The 19,305-nt window shown below is 62.1% G+C and carries 17 protein-coding genes; 10 read left to right on the forward strand and 7 right to left on the reverse strand.

Annotated features, from left to right (window positions below):
- Positions 1 to 15 precede the first annotated feature (15 nt).
- The 7 genes from deoC to NDI72_RS13910 all read left to right on the forward strand — a co-directional run bounded on the left by deoC (position 16) and on the right by NDI72_RS13910 (position 8,633).
- On the forward strand, positions 16 to 975 hold the full coding sequence (gene deoC / locus NDI72_RS13880) for a deoxyribose-phosphate aldolase (RefSeq protein ID WP_113156925.1): 960 nt from the start codon (positions 16 to 18) through the stop codon (positions 973 to 975).
- An 11-nt stretch (positions 976 to 986) separates the two neighbouring features.
- Positions 987 to 3,383, forward strand: a complete 2,397-nt coding sequence (locus NDI72_RS13885; protein WP_283800741.1) for an aldehyde dehydrogenase family protein — start codon at positions 987 to 989, stop codon at positions 3,381 to 3,383.
- 237 nt (positions 3,384 to 3,620) lie between these two features.
- A complete protein-coding gene (locus NDI72_RS13890) occupies positions 3,621 to 5,135 on the forward strand; it encodes an ABC transporter substrate-binding protein (protein ID WP_113156926.1) in 1,515 nt (504 codons plus the stop codon).
- Between the two features lie 147 nt (positions 5,136 to 5,282).
- Positions 5,283 to 6,233: an ABC transporter permease gene (locus NDI72_RS13895; RefSeq protein WP_224873332.1), complete on the forward strand. Its 951-nt coding sequence runs from the start codon at positions 5,283 to 5,285 to the stop codon at positions 6,231 to 6,233.
- Positions 6,230 to 7,087 (forward strand): ABC transporter permease, encoded by an 858-nt coding sequence (locus NDI72_RS13900; RefSeq protein WP_206548628.1) that lies wholly within the window; start codon positions 6,230 to 6,232, stop codon positions 7,085 to 7,087. Before NDI72_RS13895 ends, NDI72_RS13900 begins: the two co-directional genes overlap by 4 nt.
- Positions 7,084 to 7,890, forward strand: a complete 807-nt coding sequence (locus NDI72_RS13905) for an ATP-binding cassette domain-containing protein (RefSeq protein WP_206553152.1) — start codon at positions 7,084 to 7,086, stop codon at positions 7,888 to 7,890. The genes NDI72_RS13900 and NDI72_RS13905 overlap by 4 nt, the downstream gene beginning before the upstream one ends.
- Entirely contained in the window at positions 7,887 to 8,633 is a 747-nt protein-coding gene (locus NDI72_RS13910; RefSeq protein WP_113156929.1) for an ABC transporter ATP-binding protein, read from the forward strand. Before NDI72_RS13905 ends, NDI72_RS13910 begins: the two co-directional genes overlap by 4 nt.
- An 83-nt stretch (positions 8,634 to 8,716) precedes the next feature.
- On the opposite strand, the gene NDI72_RS13915 is transcribed toward NDI72_RS13910, so the two are convergent.
- The 7 genes from NDI72_RS13915 to NDI72_RS13945 form a co-directional block, all read right to left on the reverse strand.
- Positions 8,717 to 9,574: an endonuclease/exonuclease/phosphatase family protein gene (locus NDI72_RS13915; protein ID WP_283800742.1), complete on the reverse strand. Its 858-nt coding sequence runs from the start codon at positions 9,572 to 9,574 to the stop codon at positions 8,717 to 8,719.
- The gene (gene ugpC, locus NDI72_RS13920) at positions 9,571 to 10,740 is read right to left on the reverse strand and encodes a sn-glycerol-3-phosphate ABC transporter ATP-binding protein UgpC (protein WP_113156931.1); all 1,170 of its coding nucleotides are present in this window, start codon (positions 10,738 to 10,740) and stop codon (positions 9,571 to 9,573) included. Before ugpC ends, NDI72_RS13915 begins: the two co-directional genes overlap by 4 nt.
- Positions 10,741 to 10,761: 21 nt before the next feature.
- Positions 10,762 to 11,679 (reverse strand): ABC transporter permease subunit, encoded by a 918-nt coding sequence (locus NDI72_RS13925; RefSeq protein WP_283800743.1) that lies wholly within the window; start codon positions 11,677 to 11,679, stop codon positions 10,762 to 10,764.
- A 10-nt stretch (positions 11,680 to 11,689) separates the two neighbouring features.
- Positions 11,690 to 12,574 carry an ABC transporter permease subunit gene (locus tag NDI72_RS13930; RefSeq protein WP_113156933.1) on the reverse strand — a complete coding sequence of 295 codons (885 nt, stop codon included), beginning with the start codon at positions 12,572 to 12,574 and terminating at the stop codon, positions 11,690 to 11,692.
- A gap of 98 nt (positions 12,575 to 12,672) precedes the next feature.
- Positions 12,673 to 14,001: an extracellular solute-binding protein gene (locus tag NDI72_RS13935; protein WP_113156934.1), complete on the reverse strand. Its 1,329-nt coding sequence runs from the start codon at positions 13,999 to 14,001 to the stop codon at positions 12,673 to 12,675.
- Positions 14,002 to 14,128: 127 nt separating this feature from the next.
- Positions 14,129 to 14,977 carry a phosphodiesterase gene (locus NDI72_RS13940; protein WP_162742440.1) on the reverse strand — a complete coding sequence of 283 codons (849 nt, stop codon included), beginning with the start codon at positions 14,975 to 14,977 and terminating at the stop codon, positions 14,129 to 14,131.
- 212 nt (positions 14,978 to 15,189) lie between these two features.
- On the reverse strand, positions 15,190 to 16,083 hold the full coding sequence (locus NDI72_RS13945) for a helix-turn-helix domain-containing protein (protein ID WP_283800744.1): 894 nt from the start codon (positions 16,081 to 16,083) through the stop codon (positions 15,190 to 15,192).
- A 210-nt stretch (positions 16,084 to 16,293) separates the two neighbouring features.
- On the opposite strand from NDI72_RS13945, the gene NDI72_RS13950 reads away from it, so the two are divergent.
- The 3 genes from NDI72_RS13950 to NDI72_RS13960 all read left to right on the forward strand — a co-directional run bounded on the left by NDI72_RS13950 (position 16,294) and on the right by NDI72_RS13960 (position 19,294).
- Entirely contained in the window at positions 16,294 to 17,319 is a 1,026-nt protein-coding gene (locus tag NDI72_RS13950; RefSeq protein WP_113156937.1) for a TRAP transporter substrate-binding protein, read from the forward strand.
- Between the two features lie 191 nt (positions 17,320 to 17,510).
- Positions 17,511 to 18,008 carry a TRAP transporter small permease gene (locus NDI72_RS13955; RefSeq protein WP_206544835.1) on the forward strand — a complete coding sequence of 166 codons (498 nt, stop codon included), beginning with the start codon at positions 17,511 to 17,513 and terminating at the stop codon, positions 18,006 to 18,008.
- The gene (locus NDI72_RS13960; RefSeq protein ID WP_113156939.1) at positions 18,008 to 19,294 is read left to right on the forward strand and encodes a TRAP transporter large permease; all 1,287 of its coding nucleotides are present in this window, start codon (positions 18,008 to 18,010) and stop codon (positions 19,292 to 19,294) included. Before NDI72_RS13955 ends, NDI72_RS13960 begins: the two co-directional genes overlap by 1 nt.
- Positions 19,295 to 19,305 lie beyond the last annotated feature (11 nt).

Genomic DNA, 19,305 nt, shown 5'->3' on the forward strand with positions numbered 1-19,305 from the left:
CACACGGACGCTGCAATGACCGACGCTCTCGCCCGAAACACCGGCACGCAACTGAGACCTGAATGGTTCGAGGATGTGTCCGTCAACCGCACTGCGGCCGAGCGCCGGGCGGGCACGCTTGCCGCGCGCCGTTCGGTCAAGAAAGCCTATCAGGCGGCATGGCTCGTGCGGGCCATCACCTGCATCGACCTGACGACACTTGCCGGTGACGACACACCGGGACGCGTGCGCCGGCTTTGCGCCAAGGCGCGGCGTCCGGTGCGCGAAGACATTCTGGAAGCGCTGGGGCTCGCCGATGCCGGCATCACCACCGGCGCTGTCTGTGTTTATCCGACCATGGTTGGCCATGCGGTGAAGGCGCTGGAAGGCAGCAACATTCCGGTGGCCTCCGTGGCGACGGGCTTTCCCGCCGGCCTCATGCCCCTGCCGCAGCGTCTGGCGGAAATCCGCTATGCAGTGGAAGAGGGCGCGCACGAAATCGATATCGTCATCACCCGCGAATATGTGCTCACGCAGAACTGGAGCGCGCTCTATGACGAGATCGCCGCCATGCGCGAGGCCTGTGGCGAGGCGCATATGAAGGCCATTCTGGCGACCGGCGATCTGAGCACGCTCACCAATGTCTACCGTGCCTCGATGGTCGCCATGCAGGCGGGGTCCGACTTCATCAAGACGTCAACCGGCAAGGAAGGCGTGAACGCCACACTGCCGGTGAGCCTGACCATGGTGCGAGCGCTGCGCGATTATCGCGAATATTCGGGCCAGATTGTCGGCTTCAAGCCGGCAGGCGGCCTCAAGACCGCCAAGGATGCGCTGGCCTGGCTGACGCTGATGAAAGAGGAGCTGGGCAATCGCTGGCTGGAGCCGGACCTGTTCCGCATCGGCGCAAGCTCGCTGCTTGGCGACATTGAACGGCAATTGGAGCACTTCGTGACCGGCCGCTATTCCAGCGCCAATCGTCACGCGGTCGCATGAGGAATCGAAACATGTCTTCCATCAAGGATATCCTGCGCACCATGGAATACGGCCCCTCTCCGGAAGCCAATGGCGATGTCGTCCAATGGCTTGAAGCCCATGGCCGCTCTTTCGGTCATTACATCGATGGCCGGTTCGTAACGCCGAAGGGCGCGCGCGAAATCGCCGTCTCCGATCCCGCTAATGGCGGGGAGCTGGCGCGGATCGCCTGCGGCACGACCGATGACGTGGATGCGGCAGTGAAGGCTGCACGTGCGGCATTTGGCAAGTGGTCCAAGCTTTCCGGCCACGCCCGCGCCAGATATCTCTACGCCATTGCCCGGCATGTGCAGAAGCGCTCGCGCTTCCTGGCCGTTCTGGAGACCATGGACAATGGCAAGCCGGTGCGCGAGACGCGCGACATCGACATTCCGCTGGTCGCCCGCCATTTCTATCATCACGCGGGCTGGGCCGAGATGGTGGAAGACGAGTTCCGTGGCTTCTCGCCGGTGGGCGTCTGCGGGCAGGTGATCCCGTGGAATTTCCCGCTGCTCATGCTCGCCTGGAAGATTGCGCCGGCGCTTGCCGCCGGCAACACGGTGGTGCTGAAGCCCGCCGACCTGACGCCGCTGACGGCCATTGCCTTTGCGGAAATCTGCCATGAGGTGGGATTGCCCGCCGGTGTGGTCAACATCGTTCAGGGCGACGGCGCGACGGGCGCTGCCATCTGCGGCCATGAGGGCGTCGACAAGGTGGCCTTCACCGGCTCCACGCAGGTCGGCCGCGTCATCCGCGAGCAGATTGCCGGTTCCGGCAAGAAGCTGTCGCTGGAGTTGGGCGGCAAATCGCCCTTCATCGTGTTCGAGGACGCCGATCTCGATGCGGCAGTCGAGGGCGTGGTGGACGCGATCTGGTTCAACCAGGGCGAGGTGTGCTGCGCGGGGTCGCGCCTGCTCGTTCAGGAAGGCATTGCAGAGCGCTTTCACGCCAAGCTGAAGGCGCGTCTTGAGACGCTGCGCGTTGGCGACCCGCTCGACAAGTCCACGGATGTGGGCGCAATCGTGTCGCCGGTTCAGGTGGAGCGGATTTCCGCACTCGTGGCGAAGGGCGTCGAGGAGGGGGGCGCGCTCTGGCAGGCTCCCGCGCCGCTTCCCGAAAAGGGCAATTACATCGCGCCCGGATTCTTCACCGACGTCGAGCCTGCCTCGACCGTCTGTCAGGTGGAAATCTTCGGGCCCATCGCCGCTTCCATGACCTTCCGCACGCCGGACGAGGCCGTGGCGCTCGCCAACAACAGCCGTTACGGGCTTGCCGCTTCCGTCTGGTCGGAAAACATCAATGTGGCGCTCGATCTCGCCGCACGGGTGAAGGCCGGCGTTGTCTGGATCAACTGCACCAACATGCTCGATGCGGGCGCCGGGTTCGGCGGTTATCGCGAGAGCGGTTTTGGCCGCGAGGGCGCGCGCGAGGGGCTTTACGAATATCTCGCCGCCGATTGGGAAAAGGGCCTTGCAGCGTCCAAAGGGCAGGAGGCATTCGTGCCATCGGCCTCGCCGGTCGGCGACGGCAAGGTGCTGGTCGAGGGCATCGACCGCACCATGAAGAATTATATCGGCGGCAAGCAGGCGCGACCCGATGGCGGCCACAGCTATGCCGTGACCGGCAAGGGCGGGCTCGTGATCGGTGAAGCCGGCATCGGCAACCGCAAGGACATCCGCAACGCGGTCGAGGCGGCGGCGAAGGCCGGCGGCTGGGGCGGTGCGACCGGTCACAACCGCGCGCAGGTGCTCTACTATCTGGGCGAAAACCTGGAGGCGCGGCGCGCAGGCATGGAAGCGCTTCTGTGCGAGAGCACGGGCATCAGCGCGAAGAAGGCGGCCGACGAGTTCGATACGGCGCTGCGCCGTATCTTCTATTACGCCGCGCAGGCCGACAAGTTCGACGGGGCGGTCCACTCCACCCAGTCGCGCCATGTGACCCTTGCCATGAACGAGCCCTTCGGCGTGATGGGCATTGCCTGCCCGGACGAAGCGCCGCTTCTGTCGCTGGTTTCGCTGGTGTTGCCGGCCATCGCCATGGGCAATCGGGTCGTGGTCGCGCCATCTGCACGCCATCCGCTGATCGCCGGCGATTTCTATCAGGTTCTCGACACGTCCGACGTGCCGGGCGGCGTGGTGAACATCGTCACCGGCGAGCGCGATCTTCTGGTGAAGACACTTGCCGAGCACGATGAAGTGGCTGCGCTCTGGTATTTCGGCTCGGCGGAAGGCAGCGCCATGGTCGAGAAGGCATCGGCCGGAAACCTGAAGTCGACCTGGGTCAACAATGGCCGCATGCCGAACTGGCTCGATGACGGGCAGGGACGCGGACGCGACTATCTGCGCCGCGCGGTTCAGGTGAAGAATATCTGGGTTCCCTACGGCGCGTGACTCGCACTGCACGTTCTACGAAAGCGCCCTTTGCCGGATAAATATTCCCATCGGACCGGTGATTTCGCCGGTCCGATGCGAACAATTTGCTCCCCGCGGGATTCAATTGTCTCGCGGTCTTTGTATTTGCCGGTTAGATTAGCCTGGAAACTCCGATGCCATCCTCAAAGGGCGGCCCTTGAGGCGACCTTTGATGGGGCAGGCGTCGCGGGTTAGAAAGTGCAAAGGACAAGCAAGATGACAGCATCGCTGAAAGAGACGGGTCTGGGCTTCCGCAGCCTGACAATCACGGTGGCTTTTGCCCTTTGGGGCGCGACCGGGGCCATGGCGCAGGACAATGCGGACCCGTCCGCCGTCATTCGCGTCGGCTCGCTCTATGAGCCGCAGAACCTCGACAACACGGCGGGCGCCGGGCAGGGCATCAACGAAGCCTTCAACGGCAATGTCTATGAGGGCCTGTTCCAGCTCACCGATGACGGCGATGTGGTCGCAAAGCTCGCTTCCGGCTTTGAGATGAGCGAGGACGGTCTCACCTACACGTTCACGCTGCAGCCGGATGTGACGTTCCATTCCGGCGATCCGCTGACCGCAGCCGATGTGAAATCCAGCATCGAGCGCGTCACGGCGGAGGGCTCGCAGAGCTCGCGCAAGCGCACGCTGGCAAACATTGAGAGCATTGAGGCGAAGGATGACAACACCGTTGTCGTCACCCTCAAGGAGCGCTCCATCTCGCTGCCCTACAATCTGAGCTATGTCTGGATCGTCAACGATGCGGCCAAGGACCTGACCTCGGGCGAGGACGGCACCGGCCCCTACAAGCTCGACAACTGGCGGCGCGGTTCCAGCATCACGCTGTCGCCCTACGAGAACTACTGGGGCGAGAAGCCGAAGAATGGCGGCGTGACCTTCTCCTATTTCAAGGAGGCGACCGCCCTCAACAATGCGCTTCTGACCGGCGCGGTGGACATCATCACCAGCGTGCAGAGCCCGGATTCGCTGATGCAGTTCCAGGACAATCCGTCCTTCGTCGTGACGGATGGCCAGTCCACCACCAAGGAAGTGCTCGCCTATAACGACCGCGTCGCGCCCTTCGACAATGTGAAGGTGCGCAAGGCCGTGGCCCGCGCCATCGACCGCAAGCGCCTGCTGAACTCCATCTGGGGCGAATACGGCACGCTGATCGGCTCCTTCGTACCGCCGACGGACCCGTGGTATGTCGACTTGAACGATGTCGACGCCTACGATCCGGAAAGCGCAAAGGCGCTGCTGGCCGAAGCCGGCTATGCGGATGGCTTCACCTTCACGCTTGATACGCCGAACTACGACCCGCACCCGATCGTCGCCCAGTTCCTGCAGAATGAGCTGGCCAAGGTCGGCATCAAGGTGAACATCAACATCATCACCGCCAATGAGTGGTACACGAAGATCTACCAGGCGCATGATTTCCAGGCGACGCTGCAGGAACACGTGAACCACCGCGACATCGTGTTCTACGGCAATCCGAACTTCTACTGGGGCTATAACAACCCGCAGGTGGTGGAACTGATCGCATCGGCAGAGGCGAGCGGTTCCGAGGCGGAGCGCGATGAAAAGCTCACGGAAGCAAACCGCATCATCGCCGAGGATGCAGCCAGCGGATGGCTCTATCTTTACCCGCAGATTGTGGTATCGACCGCGTCGGTCAGCGGGTATCCGGTCAATGGCCTGAACTCGCAGTTCTTCGCATACGATATCGCCAAGCAGGCTCGATAGCCGATCCGGCAAGCCGCTACGAAGCCGGTTCATCGTGCGAAAGTGACGATGAGCCGGTTAAGGCGTTTGACTTTTGCAGTTCCGAACGGAAAAACCGGTTCTGATTTTTCTGGAATTGCTCTGAGGGAGGCTCCGATCCTCGTTTATATCGCCCGGCGGCTTGCTATTCTGTTCTTCTCGCTTCTGGCGGCCTGTGTGGTTCTTTTCATACTGCTCAGGCTTCTGCCCGGTGATCCGGCGAATTCGCTGATCTCCGTGGGCGCCGACGAGGCGCAGATTGCAGCCGCGCGGCGGCAGGTCGGCTCCGATCTGCCGCTTGCCCAGCAATTCCTTCAATTCATCACCAGCCTGGTGCGTTTCGACCTCGGCACGTCCTTCGTCAGCCGCACGCCGGTGCTACCCGAAATCATGGACCGGCTTGCCGTCACGCTGCCGCTGACCGTGCTGTCGTTCCTGCTGGCGCTTGTGATCGCCGTGCCGCTCGGCATCCTCTCGGCGGTCAAGGCCGACCGCTGGTATGGCGCCGCCATCTCGGTCGTCTCGCAGCTCGGCATCGCCATTCCCGTTTTCTGGGTGGGCATTCTTCTGGTCACGCTGTTTGCCGTCAATCTGCGCTTGTTCCCCTCCGGCGGCTTTCCGCCGCGTGGCTGGGATACGCCGGTCGAGGCGCTGCGCACCCTGTTTCTGCCGATCCTTACCATCGCAATCGTGATGTCTGCCTCGCTTCTTCGCTATGTGCGCTCCGCCACGCAGGATGTGCTGGGCAGTGACTATCTGCGCACGGCGCGCGCGCTCGGCTCCGGTTTTTCCGAAGCGCTGGTGCGCCATGGCATCCGCAATGGCGCGGTGCCGGTCATGTCGATCCTCGGCATTGAGCTTGCAACCGCCCTGCTGGGCGCGGTGGTGGTCGAGCGGGTGTTCAACCTGCCGGGTCTCGGCTCCATGCTGCTGCTTGCCATCGAGCAGCGCGATTATCCGAACATTCAGGGCGTTCTCTTCATCTCGACCCTGCTCGTTCTGCTGATCGGCTTCCTTGCCGATCTCGGACAGCGGCTGGTCGATCCGAGACTGCGTGAGAGCCGGGGAGCGCGCTCATGAGCGGACAGGTGGAAACGGCAGCAGCCCGACCGCGCCTTTCGCGTCGGTCGCTCACCCTCAACATCGGACTTTTCCTCGTCGGCATGCATGTGACCGTGGCGCTCCTCACGCTGGTGTGGACGCCCTACGATCCCACGGGCATGACCGGCGGACGGCTGGAAGCGCCATCCTGGGCGCACTGGGCGGGCACGGACCGGCTTGGCCGCGATCTCTTCACGCAGATCATGATCGGCTCGCGCATCGCGCTGATCGTCGGTTTCGGCGCGGTGGCCATTGCAGCGACAATCGGCGTCACGCTTGGCGTTCTGTCGGCCTTCGCCACACGTTATCTGGATGACATTCTGGCAGCCGCCTTCGACATTCTGATCGCCTTCCCGACACTGCTTCTGGCCATGCTTGTGGTGGCGGCAACCGAAAGCGCGAGCCTGTTCTCCGCCACGCTGGCGCTGGGCATCGCCATCTCAGCCATTGTTGCAAGGCTGACCCGCATTCTCGCCAAGCGCATCCTGTCGATGGATTACATCACCGCGGCGCGCACGGCAGGAGCGTCGTGGCCAAGCATCGTCTTCCGCCATCTCCTGCCCAACATCTGGCCGATGCTGGCGGTGAACTTTGCGCTCCAGTTCGGCCTCGCCGTCATCGCAGAGGCATCGCTGTCCTATCTCGGCCTTGGCGCACCGCCGCCCAACGCCTCGTGGGGCCGTCTCCTTCAGGAGGCGCAGGGCACAGTCTACACCGCGCCCTTTGGCGCCATTGCGCCGGGCATCGCGCTGGTCACGCTGGTGATCGGCATGAACCTTCTGGCCGATGGTCTGCGCGAAGCGGGCGACCCGACCCGGAGGGGCCGGCAATGAGCCTTCTCGACATTCGCGGCCTGACGCTCAGCACCGGCGGTCAGACGCTGGTTTCCAACGTCTCCTTCTCCATCGCGCCCGGCGAACGGCTTGGCCTGATCGGTGAATCCGGCTCCGGCAAGTCGCTCACCGCACTCGCCACCATCGGCCTCCTGCCGCGTGGGTTCCGGGTTCAGGGCTCCATCAAACTCGATGGTCACGAGGTGGTGGGAGCCTCCGAAAGCGCGATGATCGCCCTGCGTGGCGCGGCGGCGGCAACCGTGTTTCAGGAACCGCTCACCGCGCTCAATCCGCTGATGAAGGTGGGCCGGCAGGTTGCCGAACCGGTCATCCGCCGGCATCGCCGCGCAGGCGAAACGGTCGACCGCGCAGCCGTTGCCCGCGAGGTGCGTTCGCTGCTTGAGCGCGTGTCGCTTCCCGACATCGACCGGATCGTGAAATCATACCCTTACGAGATTTCGGGTGGTCAGCGGCAGCGCGTGGCCATTGCCATGGCGCTCGCCTGTCGCCCGAAACTGCTGATCGCGGACGAACCAACCACGGCGCTCGACGTCACCACGCAGGTGGAGATACTCGATCTCCTGTCCGGTCTGGTGCGCGAGGACGGCATGGCGCTTCTCTTCATCAGCCACGATCTGCCGGTGGTGGCGCGGGTGACGGAAAACGTCATCGTGCTGCGCCGTGGCGAGGTAATCGAGCAGGGGCAGGTTCATGCCGTGTTCGATGCGCCGAAACACGAATATACGCGTTCGCTGGTCGATGCGGCCACTGCGTTCGACAAGGCGCTGGGACCGTCACGATGAGCCTGATTTCACTCGACAATGTTGCCTTTGGCTATTCGCGCAAACAGCAGGTTCTGCACGATGTTTCGTTCAGCCTTCGCCCCGGCGTGAATGTGGGGCTGGTGGGCGAATCCGGCTCCGGCAAGTCCACCATCCTGAAACTGCTCCTTGGGCTGGCGCGTCCCACAAGCGGGCGCATTCAGTTCGGCGACGCCGAGCTCAACCCCGGCAACCGCGCCTTTATGCGCGATTATCGCAAGGCGGTTCAGGCTGTCTTTCAGGATCCCTATTCCTCGCTCGACCCGCGCCAGAAGGTGCAGTCGATCATCGCCGAACCGTTGCGGGCGCTGCGCATTCCGGGGTCTCATCAGGAGGCGATTGAAAAAGCGATCCACGATGTCGGCCTGCCGGCAGACGCCATCGACCGCTATCCGCATGAATTTTCCGGTGGTCAGCGTCAGCGCATCGCCATTGCGCGTGCAATCGTGGCGCGTCCGCAGCTCATTCTGGCCGACGAGGCGGTGAGCGCACTCGACCTGTCGACACGCGCCCGCATCGTCGACCTTCTGAAAGCACTGTCGGCGGACATGACGATCCTGCTCGTTTCGCATGATCTGGCGGTTGTCGCCGCACTTTGCGAAGAGATCGTCATTTTGCAGAAGGGGCGTGTCGTCGAAAGCGGCAAGACCGCCGACATTCTGGCGAACCCCGCGCACCCCTATACGCAGAAGCTGCTTGCGAGCGTTCCGCGGATGCCGGCCTGAGCCGGCACCCGCCAAAACGCTCTATCTATCTGTTTTCACGCATTTTGCGGGCGTCAGGTGATGCCACCTGACTGCAAAATGCTTTATTGGTCGATCTCAACCCATAGCGGCTGGTGGTCAGAGCCCTGCGCATCCATGTCGATCCAGGCGCGCTTGACGCTGCCGGCCATGCTGCTGCTCACCACGCAATGGTCGATGCGCTCGCCCGAGCCGATAAAGCTCACGCCCTCATCCTCGTCATTGCCGGCTGCCACCCATGCATCGGTGAACCCGCCATCCTGCACGAGGCGTCCGTGCCTCTCGACGCGGTCGCCGATCAGGAGGGCGTATTCCTCACTGTCGGAGGTGAAGTTGAAATCGCCCATCACGATGGTGCGTTCGGGCACGGGCGGCGGCGGAATTTCGTACCAGTCGCCGGCGATCTTTCCGCCCCAGGCAGAGCCGCGATGTGCGGCGTTCAGGAGCAGGTCCATCGCCTGATGCACCTGCGGCAGCCGCGTCTGCGGGCCAATGTGATCGAAATGCACGGAGCAGAAGCGCAGCGGCCCCATATCCGTGTCGACCACGGTTTCGATCAGCGCACGCTGCTGGTGATACTGGTTCGTCAGCGCCATCTTCGGCAGAAGATGGTTCATGGACGACAGGATCGGCCAGCGCGAGAGCACCATATTGCCGACCTGACGGCGACGATGGGTAACCGTGCCGTCGTCGCCGACGATGGAGGCGTCGATGTCGATGCCCGGTCCATAGACCCAGTGATAACCCGGCAGGCGCGCGCCGATTTCCTGCGCCTGATGCACAAGCCCGGTGCGCGGGAAGTGGGTTTCCACTTCCTGCAGGGCGATCAGGTCCGCACCCTCGATTTCCGAGACAATGCGGTCAAGGTCGAACTGCTCGTCCTTACCCTTGGAATACTGGATGTTGTAGCTGACGAGTTTCATTGAATGGCTCCGGAAACGGTGACGTCGCTGGTTTTCTGAAAGGCTGCGGGCAGGGTGCCCGTCTGGCCGGTTTTCGCGCCCGCGACCGTGATGCGCTTTTCGGTGGTCGGGTCGAACAGGTGAACGCTCTCTGCGCCGATGGCGAGCGAGCAGGGCGCGCCGGGCGCGGGGTGATGACGTCCGGCGGAGTGCAGCACGAAATCACGACCGGCGAGACGGCCATGCATCAGCCGGCCGCTGCCCTGTTCTTCGGAGAAGTCGAATGCAACGGTCAGAAGGTTCGGGTCGTTGGCTTCAGGCGCGATCTTCAGATCTTCCGGCCGCAGGCCGACAATCACCGACTGGCCGGCAATGGTCCGGCCGATTTCCGGGTCCACGGGCAGGCGGAAACTGGTGTTGTCGATCACGGCGAAGGTGCCGCAGTCCGACACGCCGCAGGGCAGGAAGTTCATGGCCGGGGAGCCGATGAAGCCGCCGACATAGATGCTGGCCGGCGCGTGATAGACCTCTTCGGGCGTGCCGACCTGCTCGATCCGGCCTGCATTCATCACCACCAGACGGTCGGCAAGCGACATGGCTTCCACCTGATCATGCGTCACGAAGACCGAAGTTGCCTTGAGCGTGCGATGGAGGCGACGGATTTCAAGACGCATCTGCACGCGCAGCTTGGCGTCGAGGTTGGAAAGCGGTTCGTCGAACAGGAAGACTTTCGGCTCGCGCACGATGGCCCGGCCCATGGCGACACGCTGGCGCTGACCACCCGAAAGCTGCGCCGGCTTGCGGTCGAGCAGCTGGTCGAGGCCGAGGCTCTTTGCCGTGGCTTCCACCTTCTGCATCCGCTCCGCCTTGCGCATGCCGCCGACCTTCAGCGCGTAGCCGATGTTCTGAGCCACGGTCATGTGCGGATAAAGCGCGTAGTTCTGGAACACCATCGCGCAGCCGCGCTCACGCGGCTCGAGCTGGTTCACCACCGTGTTTTCGATGGAGATCTCGCCATTGCTGATCTCTTCAAGCCCGGCAATCATGCGCAGAAGCGTGGACTTGCCGCAGCCTGAAGGGCCCAGAATGACGATGAACTCGCCATCCTGAATGTTGAGGTCGACGCCGTGCACGACCTGGTTCTTTCCGTAGAATTTCTCGACCTTGCGAATATCGATATCGGCCATGATTCAATCTCTCCTGAGAGGTTATTTTTCGGTGCTGATGAGGCCGCGCACGAACCAGCGCTGCATCAGGATGACGACCAGCAGGGGCGGGAGCATCACGATCAGCGTTCCGGCCATGGCGACATTCCAGTCAGCAATGGCGTCGGGTCCGGGAATGAGGCGGCGCAGTTCCATCACCACGGTGGAATAGTTCGCCCGGTCGGTAATGATCAGAAGTGGCCAGAGATACTGGTTCCACGCATAGACGAACATGATGGTTGCGAGTGCTGCGATGTTGGTGCGCGAAAGCGGCAGAAGCACTTCAAAGAAGAAGCGGAACGGGCCGGAGCCATCCATTTTGGCCGCTTCCACCAGCTCATCGGGAATGGTCAGGAAGAACTGACGGTAGAGGAACGTGCCGGTGGCCGTTGCCACCAGAGGCAGGATCAGGCCGGTGTAGGAGTTCAGCATGTTCCATTCGAGCGAGAGTTCGACGCCCGAAAACTGCGCGATGAGCCAGCTGATGCCGGTGAAGTCGAGGATCGCCTGGAACGGGTAGAGCGCGTTTGCAGCCACTGCATAGGTGGGCACGATGCGCACTTCCAGCGGCAGCATCAGGGTGATGAAGATCACCCAGAAGAACACCATGCGCAGGCGATAGTTGAAGAACACGATGGAGAAGGCGCTGATGGCGGAGATCGCCACCTTGCCGATCACCACCGCGATGGCGACGATCATCGAGTTCATGAACTTCACGCCGAAATCGGCGCGGGTCCAGGCGGCGGTGAAGTTGTTCCATAACTCGCCGCCCGGCAGGTAATGCACATTGGGCGAGTTCACCTCGGCGACCGTCAGCGTGGCGGCGACGAAGGACAGCCAGATCGGCACGGCGAGCAGAAGCGCGCCGAAGATCAGGACCGCGTGGGTGACAATGTTGAGGAGGGGGGTGCGTTCGATCATGTCTGGCTCCTCACGTGTAGTGCACGCGGCGTTCGATGAAGCGGAACTGGAAGAAGGTCATGAGGATGACGAGCGCCATCAGAACCAGCGACTGCGCGGCCGCGCCCGAATAATCGAGCCCCTGGAAGCCATCGACATAGATCTTGTAGACCATCAGCTCGGTCGCGCGGGCGGGACCGCCCTCGGTGAGAATGTCGACGATGCCGAAGGAGTCCGTGAAGGAATCCGTCATGTTGATGACCAGCAGGAAGAAGATGGTCGGCGCGAGCAGCGGGAGCTGCAGGTCGAGCATGCGGCGCATCACGCGCGCACCGTCCATGGAGCCTGCCTCGATCAGCGAGCGCGGAATGGACTGGAGGCCTGCGAGGAAGAAGATGAAGGAGTAGGAGACCTGCTTCCAGGCCTGCGTGATGATGATCGCGGTCATGGCGTCAACGCCGGAGAGCGCGGGGTTCCACAGGCCGGGAGAAAGCGTGTTCAGATAGGCGAAAACGCCGGACTGCGGATTGAACAGAAAGCGGAACGCGAGTGCGGCTGCCGGGGCGGCGATGGCGTAGGGCCAGATCATGCCGACGCGGAAGAAGCGATAGCCGCGCAGCTGCCGGTCGGCGAACAGCGCCAGAACAAGCGCCATGGACATGGCGAGGCCGGTCGAGAGCACGGCAAAGACGATGCTGCGCCAGATCGAGGCCCAGTAGGTTTCGTCGGAGAAGACGGCGCGGAAATTGTCGAGCCCGACCCACTGGTTGCCGCCGCCAAAGGGCTGCTCGAGGGTGAAAGCCCAGTACATGGCCTGGGATGCCGGCCAGTAGAAGAACACAAAGATGATCAGCAACTGGGGGGCAATGAAGAGATAGGCCAGCCAGTTGGCCTTGAAATAAGCGCGCTTTTGCATGGACGTTCCGGGGGTTGCGTTGGTCGCTGAAGGTCACACGGCAACGAAATGCGCCACGGCCGGGAGGCAGCCGTGGCGCAGGCGTTGACGGTTCGGCTTCAGGGAAGCGTCTTGCCGTTGTAGGTGCGCTCGAACTTGCGCAGCGTCTTGTTGGAGCGGTCGACGGCGTCGTCCAGAGCTTCCTGCGGGGTCTTCTGACCGCTCAGGACAGCCTGCATCTGGGAGGTCCACTCGGCGCGGATCTGGACGAAGTTGCCGAGGCGGATGCCGCGGGTCAGCGGGGTGACCGGCGTGTAGGTGAGCGATTCAATCGCCTTGTCGCGGCCCTTGTAGGGGCGCTCGCTGTAGAAGCCTTTTTCGACCAGGTAGTCGAAGCCTTCATCCGTCACCGGGATGTAGCCCGTGACCGTGCTCCAGAACTCTGCCGATTCCGGCTTGGCGAGGAACTTGAAGTACTCGGCAGCGCCGCGATACTGGTCTTCGGTCTTGCCGGAAAGCGTCCAGAGCGATGCACCGCCCACGACCGAGTTCTTGCGCTCGGTGCCTTCATAGACCGGCAGCATGGCCACGTCCCATGCAAAGCCCTCGTCGACCTGCTCGGTCACGGCCTGGTGGCTGGCGATGGAGCCGAAGAAGTGCGCGCACTCGCCGGCGGCGAAGGCGTCACGGGTGGAAAGGCCGGTTTCGCGCGTCTTGATGACCAGAAGGCCCTCGTCGATCCAGCGCTTGATGTCCTTCATGTGCTTGGCATGAAGCGTCTTGTTGAACACGACTTCGGCGTCGAGGCCGTCATAACCGTTGTTCTTGGTGGCGATCGGCTCGCCATGAACCATGGAGAACTGCTCGAGATCGACCCATGAAGACGGTGCGTAGCCCGACGGGCAGGCGTTGCCGGCTTCCTTCAGCTCGCGCAGAACCTGCTCATACTCTTCCCAGGTCTTCGGCGCTTCGTCGCGGCCGATGGATTTGTAGGCGTCGACGTTCCAGTACATCATCGCCGTGGAGGAGTTGAACGGCATGGACCAGAGGCGACCGTCGGAATCCGCATAATAGTTGGCGATGCCCGGGAAATAGGAATCCCAGTCGATCTCGAAACCGTTGTCTTCCATCAGCTTGTAAGCCGGGTAAACCTGACCGGAGAGCATCAGGTCGGGCGTGGAGACCTCGACGCCCTGCACGATGGTCGGGTGCTTCTTGGCGCGGAAAGCGGCGATCGTGTTCTGCAGCGCCGTGGCGTAATCGCCCTGGCTGACGCAGCTGATCTCATACTTGTCCTGGGAAGCGTTGAAGCGGTCGCAGGTCGCCTGAACCTGTTCGCCAAGCTGACCGGTGAGGCCGTACCAGTATTCAAATTTCACCTTCTCGGCCATGGCTGACGTCGTCAGAGCCAAAAGCGCGAGCGTGCTTGCGATGAGTTTCTTCTGCATCTTTTTCTCTCACATGGGAAAGGAGCGGTCGCCGGCTCCGTTGCCGGTCGCGCCTTGGCTATCGGCGCGCCTTGACAGCTGGGTGACCGCATCATGAAGGTTATTTGAAAGCTGTGGGCAGACTTGCTTAGCCAGCCACTTTTTCGCGCTCTGCGGTCTCTTCCGCATGTTTGCGACGCCGGCGGAACAGGCCGTCGGCCATCTCTGCATGACGGTGAATGTAGTCGTGGAAGTGCACGAGCGTGCTGTTTTCATCGGCCAGCACGACGGCATATTGTGCAGGGCCATCAAGGCGCAGCGCTTCGCCCGGCATGCCCGGCAGGTGCGCGTTGACGTCGTAATGGTTGCCCGAAATCGTGGTCAGCGGGATGCCGTGCCACAGGCCCGTGGTCGGGCGGTGAACATGGCCGGCGATCACCTGACGCACATCGGGATGCGTCTTCAAAACGTCGCGGAACGCCTCGGACTGCTGCAGCTTGATCTGGTCGACCGGCATGTGAAGATCGTTCGCATGGTGATGCATGACAATGATCACCGGCCGATCCTGCGCTTCTTCCAGTCGCGCGGCGAGCCAGGCAAGGCGCTGTTCGCAGAGCACGCCGCTGACGATTTCCGGCTCGCTGGAATCGATGACGATGACGCGATAGCCTTTCACGTCGATGGCCTTCTGGATGTGGCCGTTCTCATCATCATGCAGCGTGCCGAAGATTTCCTTGAACCGGTCGCGATGGTCGTGATTGCCGAGCGTCAGGACGACCGGCATTTTCAGCTGGTCGATCATGCGGTCCAGAATGGCGTATGCCGGGACTTCGCCACGGTCGGCGAGATCGCCAGCGAAAATGCAGAAATCCGCGTCGCCATGGTTCGTGTTGGCGCTGTCGATAGCGGCCTGAAGACGCTTCGTGGTGTCCAGGCCATTGGTGGCCTCACCTTCCGGCGAAAGGTGGATATCGCTCATGACGATGAATTTCAGCATGACTGCCTCGTTTGCGAGATAAATGACAGGAAGCCTGATCGGCGCCTGGCAGCCGGGTATCATCGCTCTGTGTCGCGCCGCTGACAGATTTCTTGCAGTTCGGCGACAGGCATGTGAAGGGCGCACGCAAGGCGTCGCTGCCCGCCCATTCTTCATGGGCGCGCTGATGAAAATCAGTCGGCTTTATTCACGGAGGGGAGGCTGGACGCGCCTCAGGCGTCCACAGGGATCGCGTATTTCTCGATCATGGTTTCGAGATAACTCGCCGCTTCGTCGCCTTTAAGAGCATCAGCCCAAAGACCTTCAGCGATATCCTCGTGAAGCGTCATGGCTTCCGGGGCGGAGGTGATCAGCGCCACCCCGACGCGGATGTTGGGCTGTTCGCCCAGCCGGAAAGGGCTGATCGCCAGCACCGAGCGGTCCTGCTGTCGGAATATCTGGAAACTTGTCGCCGGAACCGGCTCGCGCACGATGCCGATCTGTATGCCGATGGGCTGCTCGCGCAGCATGGTCAGAATGTACTCGGCCTCGCGGCGCGCCTGCAGGCGGCGCTTGTTCACCACGTCCGGCGGCAAATCGTGCCGGCCGATCAGGCCGTGAAGCAGAAACCCTTCCAGATCTGCCGAGGCGATCAGGCTTACGATCAGCGGGCGGCGCAGGCGAAACGCCTTCTTTCGCGCCCGCAAGATGTCGATCAGCGCATCCACCACCTCTCCGGAACGGCCTTCCGGATCGACCTCCGGCGGCACGGATTCCCGCAGCACTTCCTGCAACGCATCGTCATAGGCGTCAGACGTCAGGAGATAGGAGACAGGGCTGAACAGGCCGATCACCTGCTGACAGTCATCTTCGAGCTGGCGCATGCGCTCAAAGAAGGCAATGGCGCTCGACACATATTCCACGCCGACGCCCATCAGGCTGGGCAGCGATACGCCGAGCTCGTCGGCGATGCTGGTCAGCATCTCGATCTTGCGAATTTCGCCTTTTTCGGCGCGGTAGAGAGCGGCGCGCGAGATGCCGAGCTTCTCTGCCAGTTCGTCGGGAGCAAGCCCTTTGCCGAGGCGGTAAGCGCGCAGGCGGGCGCCAATGTCGCTGAATCTGATCAAGTCGCCCTGTGACACGCTTTTTTCTCGCAAGTTTCAACTCCTTCCGTTATCGGGTGCCCTGTATCGGCTTGTCAACGGACATGCTCAAATAAGCACGGAAAGCTCATTAATTGGACGAAAGTTCCATTCGTCTCATTTTTGAGAATTCCGTTGACAGGCTATGGTTGGGCTCGTAGGCTGCTTTTTCAAAAAAGCAATGGAGGCGGAACAATGAAACATCTCATTCGTAAACTGGCTGCAACGACCGTTATGGGCGTGGCTGGCGCGGCATTCGCGACAGGCGTCTGGGCGGCGGATTTCGTTGCAAAGATCGGTCATCTTGAATCGGCGCAGCAGTCGCGCCACGTGTTCCTCGACAAGGTCGCCAAGCTCGTGAACGAGCGCACCGATGGCGCGGTCGAGTTCCAGATCTTCCCGCAGGGCCAGCTCGGCCAGCAGCGCGAAATGACTGAAGGCGTCCAGCTCGGCACGCTTGAGGCGACCGTCGCGCCGGCAGCTTTCCTCGGTGGCTTCAACCCCGCCGTTTCGATCATGGACATCCCGTACCTGCTCCCCGACAATGATGAGACCGCGCAGGAAATCCGCGGCGGCGCGTTTGGCGAGGCGCTTTGCGAATCGTTCAATTCGCGCGGCGTGACCTGCATCGGCCTGTGGCCGAACGGCAAGAAGAATTTCACCTCTTCCAAGCCGCTCGCAAGCCTTGAAGACTTTGCCGGCCAAAAGTTCCGCGTCATGGATTCCAACATCCTGATCGAGCAGTTCAATTCGCTTGGCGCATCGGCGATCGCCCTGCCGTTCGGCGAGCTTTACACCGCCCTTCAGACCGGTGTTGTCGATGGCGAGGAGAACCCGCTCGACACCATCCAGCGCATGAAGTTCTACGAAGTGCAGAAGCACCTCGTTCTGTCCGACCATGGCGCGATGGAAGACGTGATCCTGTTCAACCCGGCCTGGTGGGCAAGCCTGCCGGCGGAGCATCAGCAGACCATTGTCGACACGTTCAACGAAGTCATCCCGGAGCTGATCGCTCACAAGGCTGCGGCCGTTGCCACCGCACTTGAAGAGATCAAGGCATCGGGCATCGACATCCGCGAGATGAGCGCCGACGAGAAGACCGCGTTCCGTGACAAGATGTATCCGGCCGGTCGCGCAGCCTATGTGGAGCGCGCCGGTGAAGAGGGCGAGAACCTGATCGCCGTCTATGAGAAGGAATATGAGGCCGCCACGGCGCAGTAAGCACGGATACGCCCCGCGCCCATTCGGGCGCGACTGGCGATCCACCTTGTTGCGGGGCATCGGGCCGAGCGAAAACGGTTTTCGCCTGACGGTCCAATGCCCCGGCCTTTCACCGAACCAAAGCATTGACTTTCATATGTCGGGCTCCCCGTGAGCCCGGCAGCGGTTCCCTTTTTCCAAGGAATGAGACCTTGAAAGCACTTGCCATCATCAGAACAGCCGAGCGCATAGCAGCGGTCTCCATCTTCCTTGTCATGGTCGCGCTCTACTTCATGAATGTGCTGGCGCGCCAGGTTGGCGGCACTTTCGCCTCCGAGTTCGCCTGGGTTGAAGAAGCCGTGCGGCTGATGAGCCTTTTCCTCGTCTTTCTCACGGTCGGCCTTGCCCTTGAGAAAGGGCGTCACGCCGGTGTTCACACCTGGCGCGACCGGATCGCACGGGCCACTGGCCTGCCGATCAGAAAGATCATCGACGCGGTCGGCTTCATATTCTGCATCTATCTTGTCTGGCTCGGCTACCAGATGACCGCCTTCGTTTACGGCATGGGCCAAAAGAGCCCGACACTGAACATCCCGGTCTTCTGGATTTATCTCGCGCCCACAATCGGTTTTGCGCTCATGGCTCTGCGCTTTGCGCTCAGCTTCTTCGGCCGCATCGATCGTTTCGCCGGACAGGCGTCGGAGGAATAATGATCCTTTTCGCACTCGTCATCATCGTCGCAGTCATGCTGCTGGTTCTCGGTTTCGAGATGTTTCTCGTGCTGGGCGTGCCGGCGCTCATGATCAAGGAATTCTTCTACGGCAACCTCCCTGACCCGGTGGTTATTCAGAAGATCCTGGGCGGCATCAATCACACGACGCTTCTGGCCATTCCCTTCTTCATCCTCGCTGCAGAGCTGATGGGCGAGGGGCAGATCGCCCGCCGCCTGACAGGTCTCGTCAAGGTGCTGGTCGGTCATCTGCGCGGCGGCATGGGCTACACCACCATTGGCGGCTCCATGGCGTTCGGCTCGGTCTCCGGTTCCGCACCGGCCACGGTCGCGGCCATGGCCCGCATGGTCTACCCGGAAATGCGCAAGGCCGGCTTCAGCGACAAATTCTCGCTCGGCCTGATCGTTTCCAGCGCCGAGACGGCGCTGCTCATTCCGCCGTCCATCACCTTCATCATCTATGGCTGGATGACGGGCACCTCCGTTGCCAAGCTGTTTGTCGGCGGTCTCGCCGTGGGTCTGGTGCTCGGTCTGGCTTTCGCCATCATGGCGGCGCTCGAAGCGCGACGCTCCGGCGTTGAGCGCGGTCCGCGCACAAGCTGGAAAGAACGCGTCATTGCGATCCGGGACGCCGGCTGGGCGCTCGGCATGCCGATCATCATTCTGGGCGGCATTTACAGCGGTTATTTCACGCCCACCGAAGCGGCGGCCGTCAGCGTCGTTTACGCCATTTTCGTTGAAGGCGTGATCTTCCGTGAGCTCACCTGGCGCAAACTGGTTGCAATCACCGAACGCGCCGCGATCTCCACCGCGATCATCTTCATCCTGCTGGCGATGGGCGGCCTCCTGTCCTACTTCATCACGCTGGCGCAGGTGCCGGCGGCCATCACGGGCTTTCTGGAAGCGATCCAGGCCGGGCCGATCGTGTTCCTGCTGATCGTCAATATCAGCTTCCTGATCGCGGGCATGTTCATCGACCCGAACTCGGCGCTTCTGATTCTGGTTCCGCCGCTCTATCCGGTAGCCATGGCGCTCGGCATCGATCCTGTCCATTTCGGCATGATCGTCACGCTGAACATTTCCATTGGCATGATCACGCCGCCCTTCGGGCTCGATATTTTCGTGGCGTCTTCGACCCTGTCGAAACCGGTGCTCACGATCATCTCCGGCCTCTGGCCCTTCATCATCGCGAACCTCATCGTGCTCGCGATCATCACATACGTGCCGGATATCTCCACCTTCCTGCCGAACCTGGTGTTCGGATGACGGGGATTCCA

This window comes from Nitratireductor sp. GZWM139 (genome assembly GCF_030068685.1).
Taxonomy (GTDB): Bacteria; Pseudomonadota; Alphaproteobacteria; order Rhizobiales; family Rhizobiaceae; genus Nitratireductor; species Nitratireductor aquimarinus.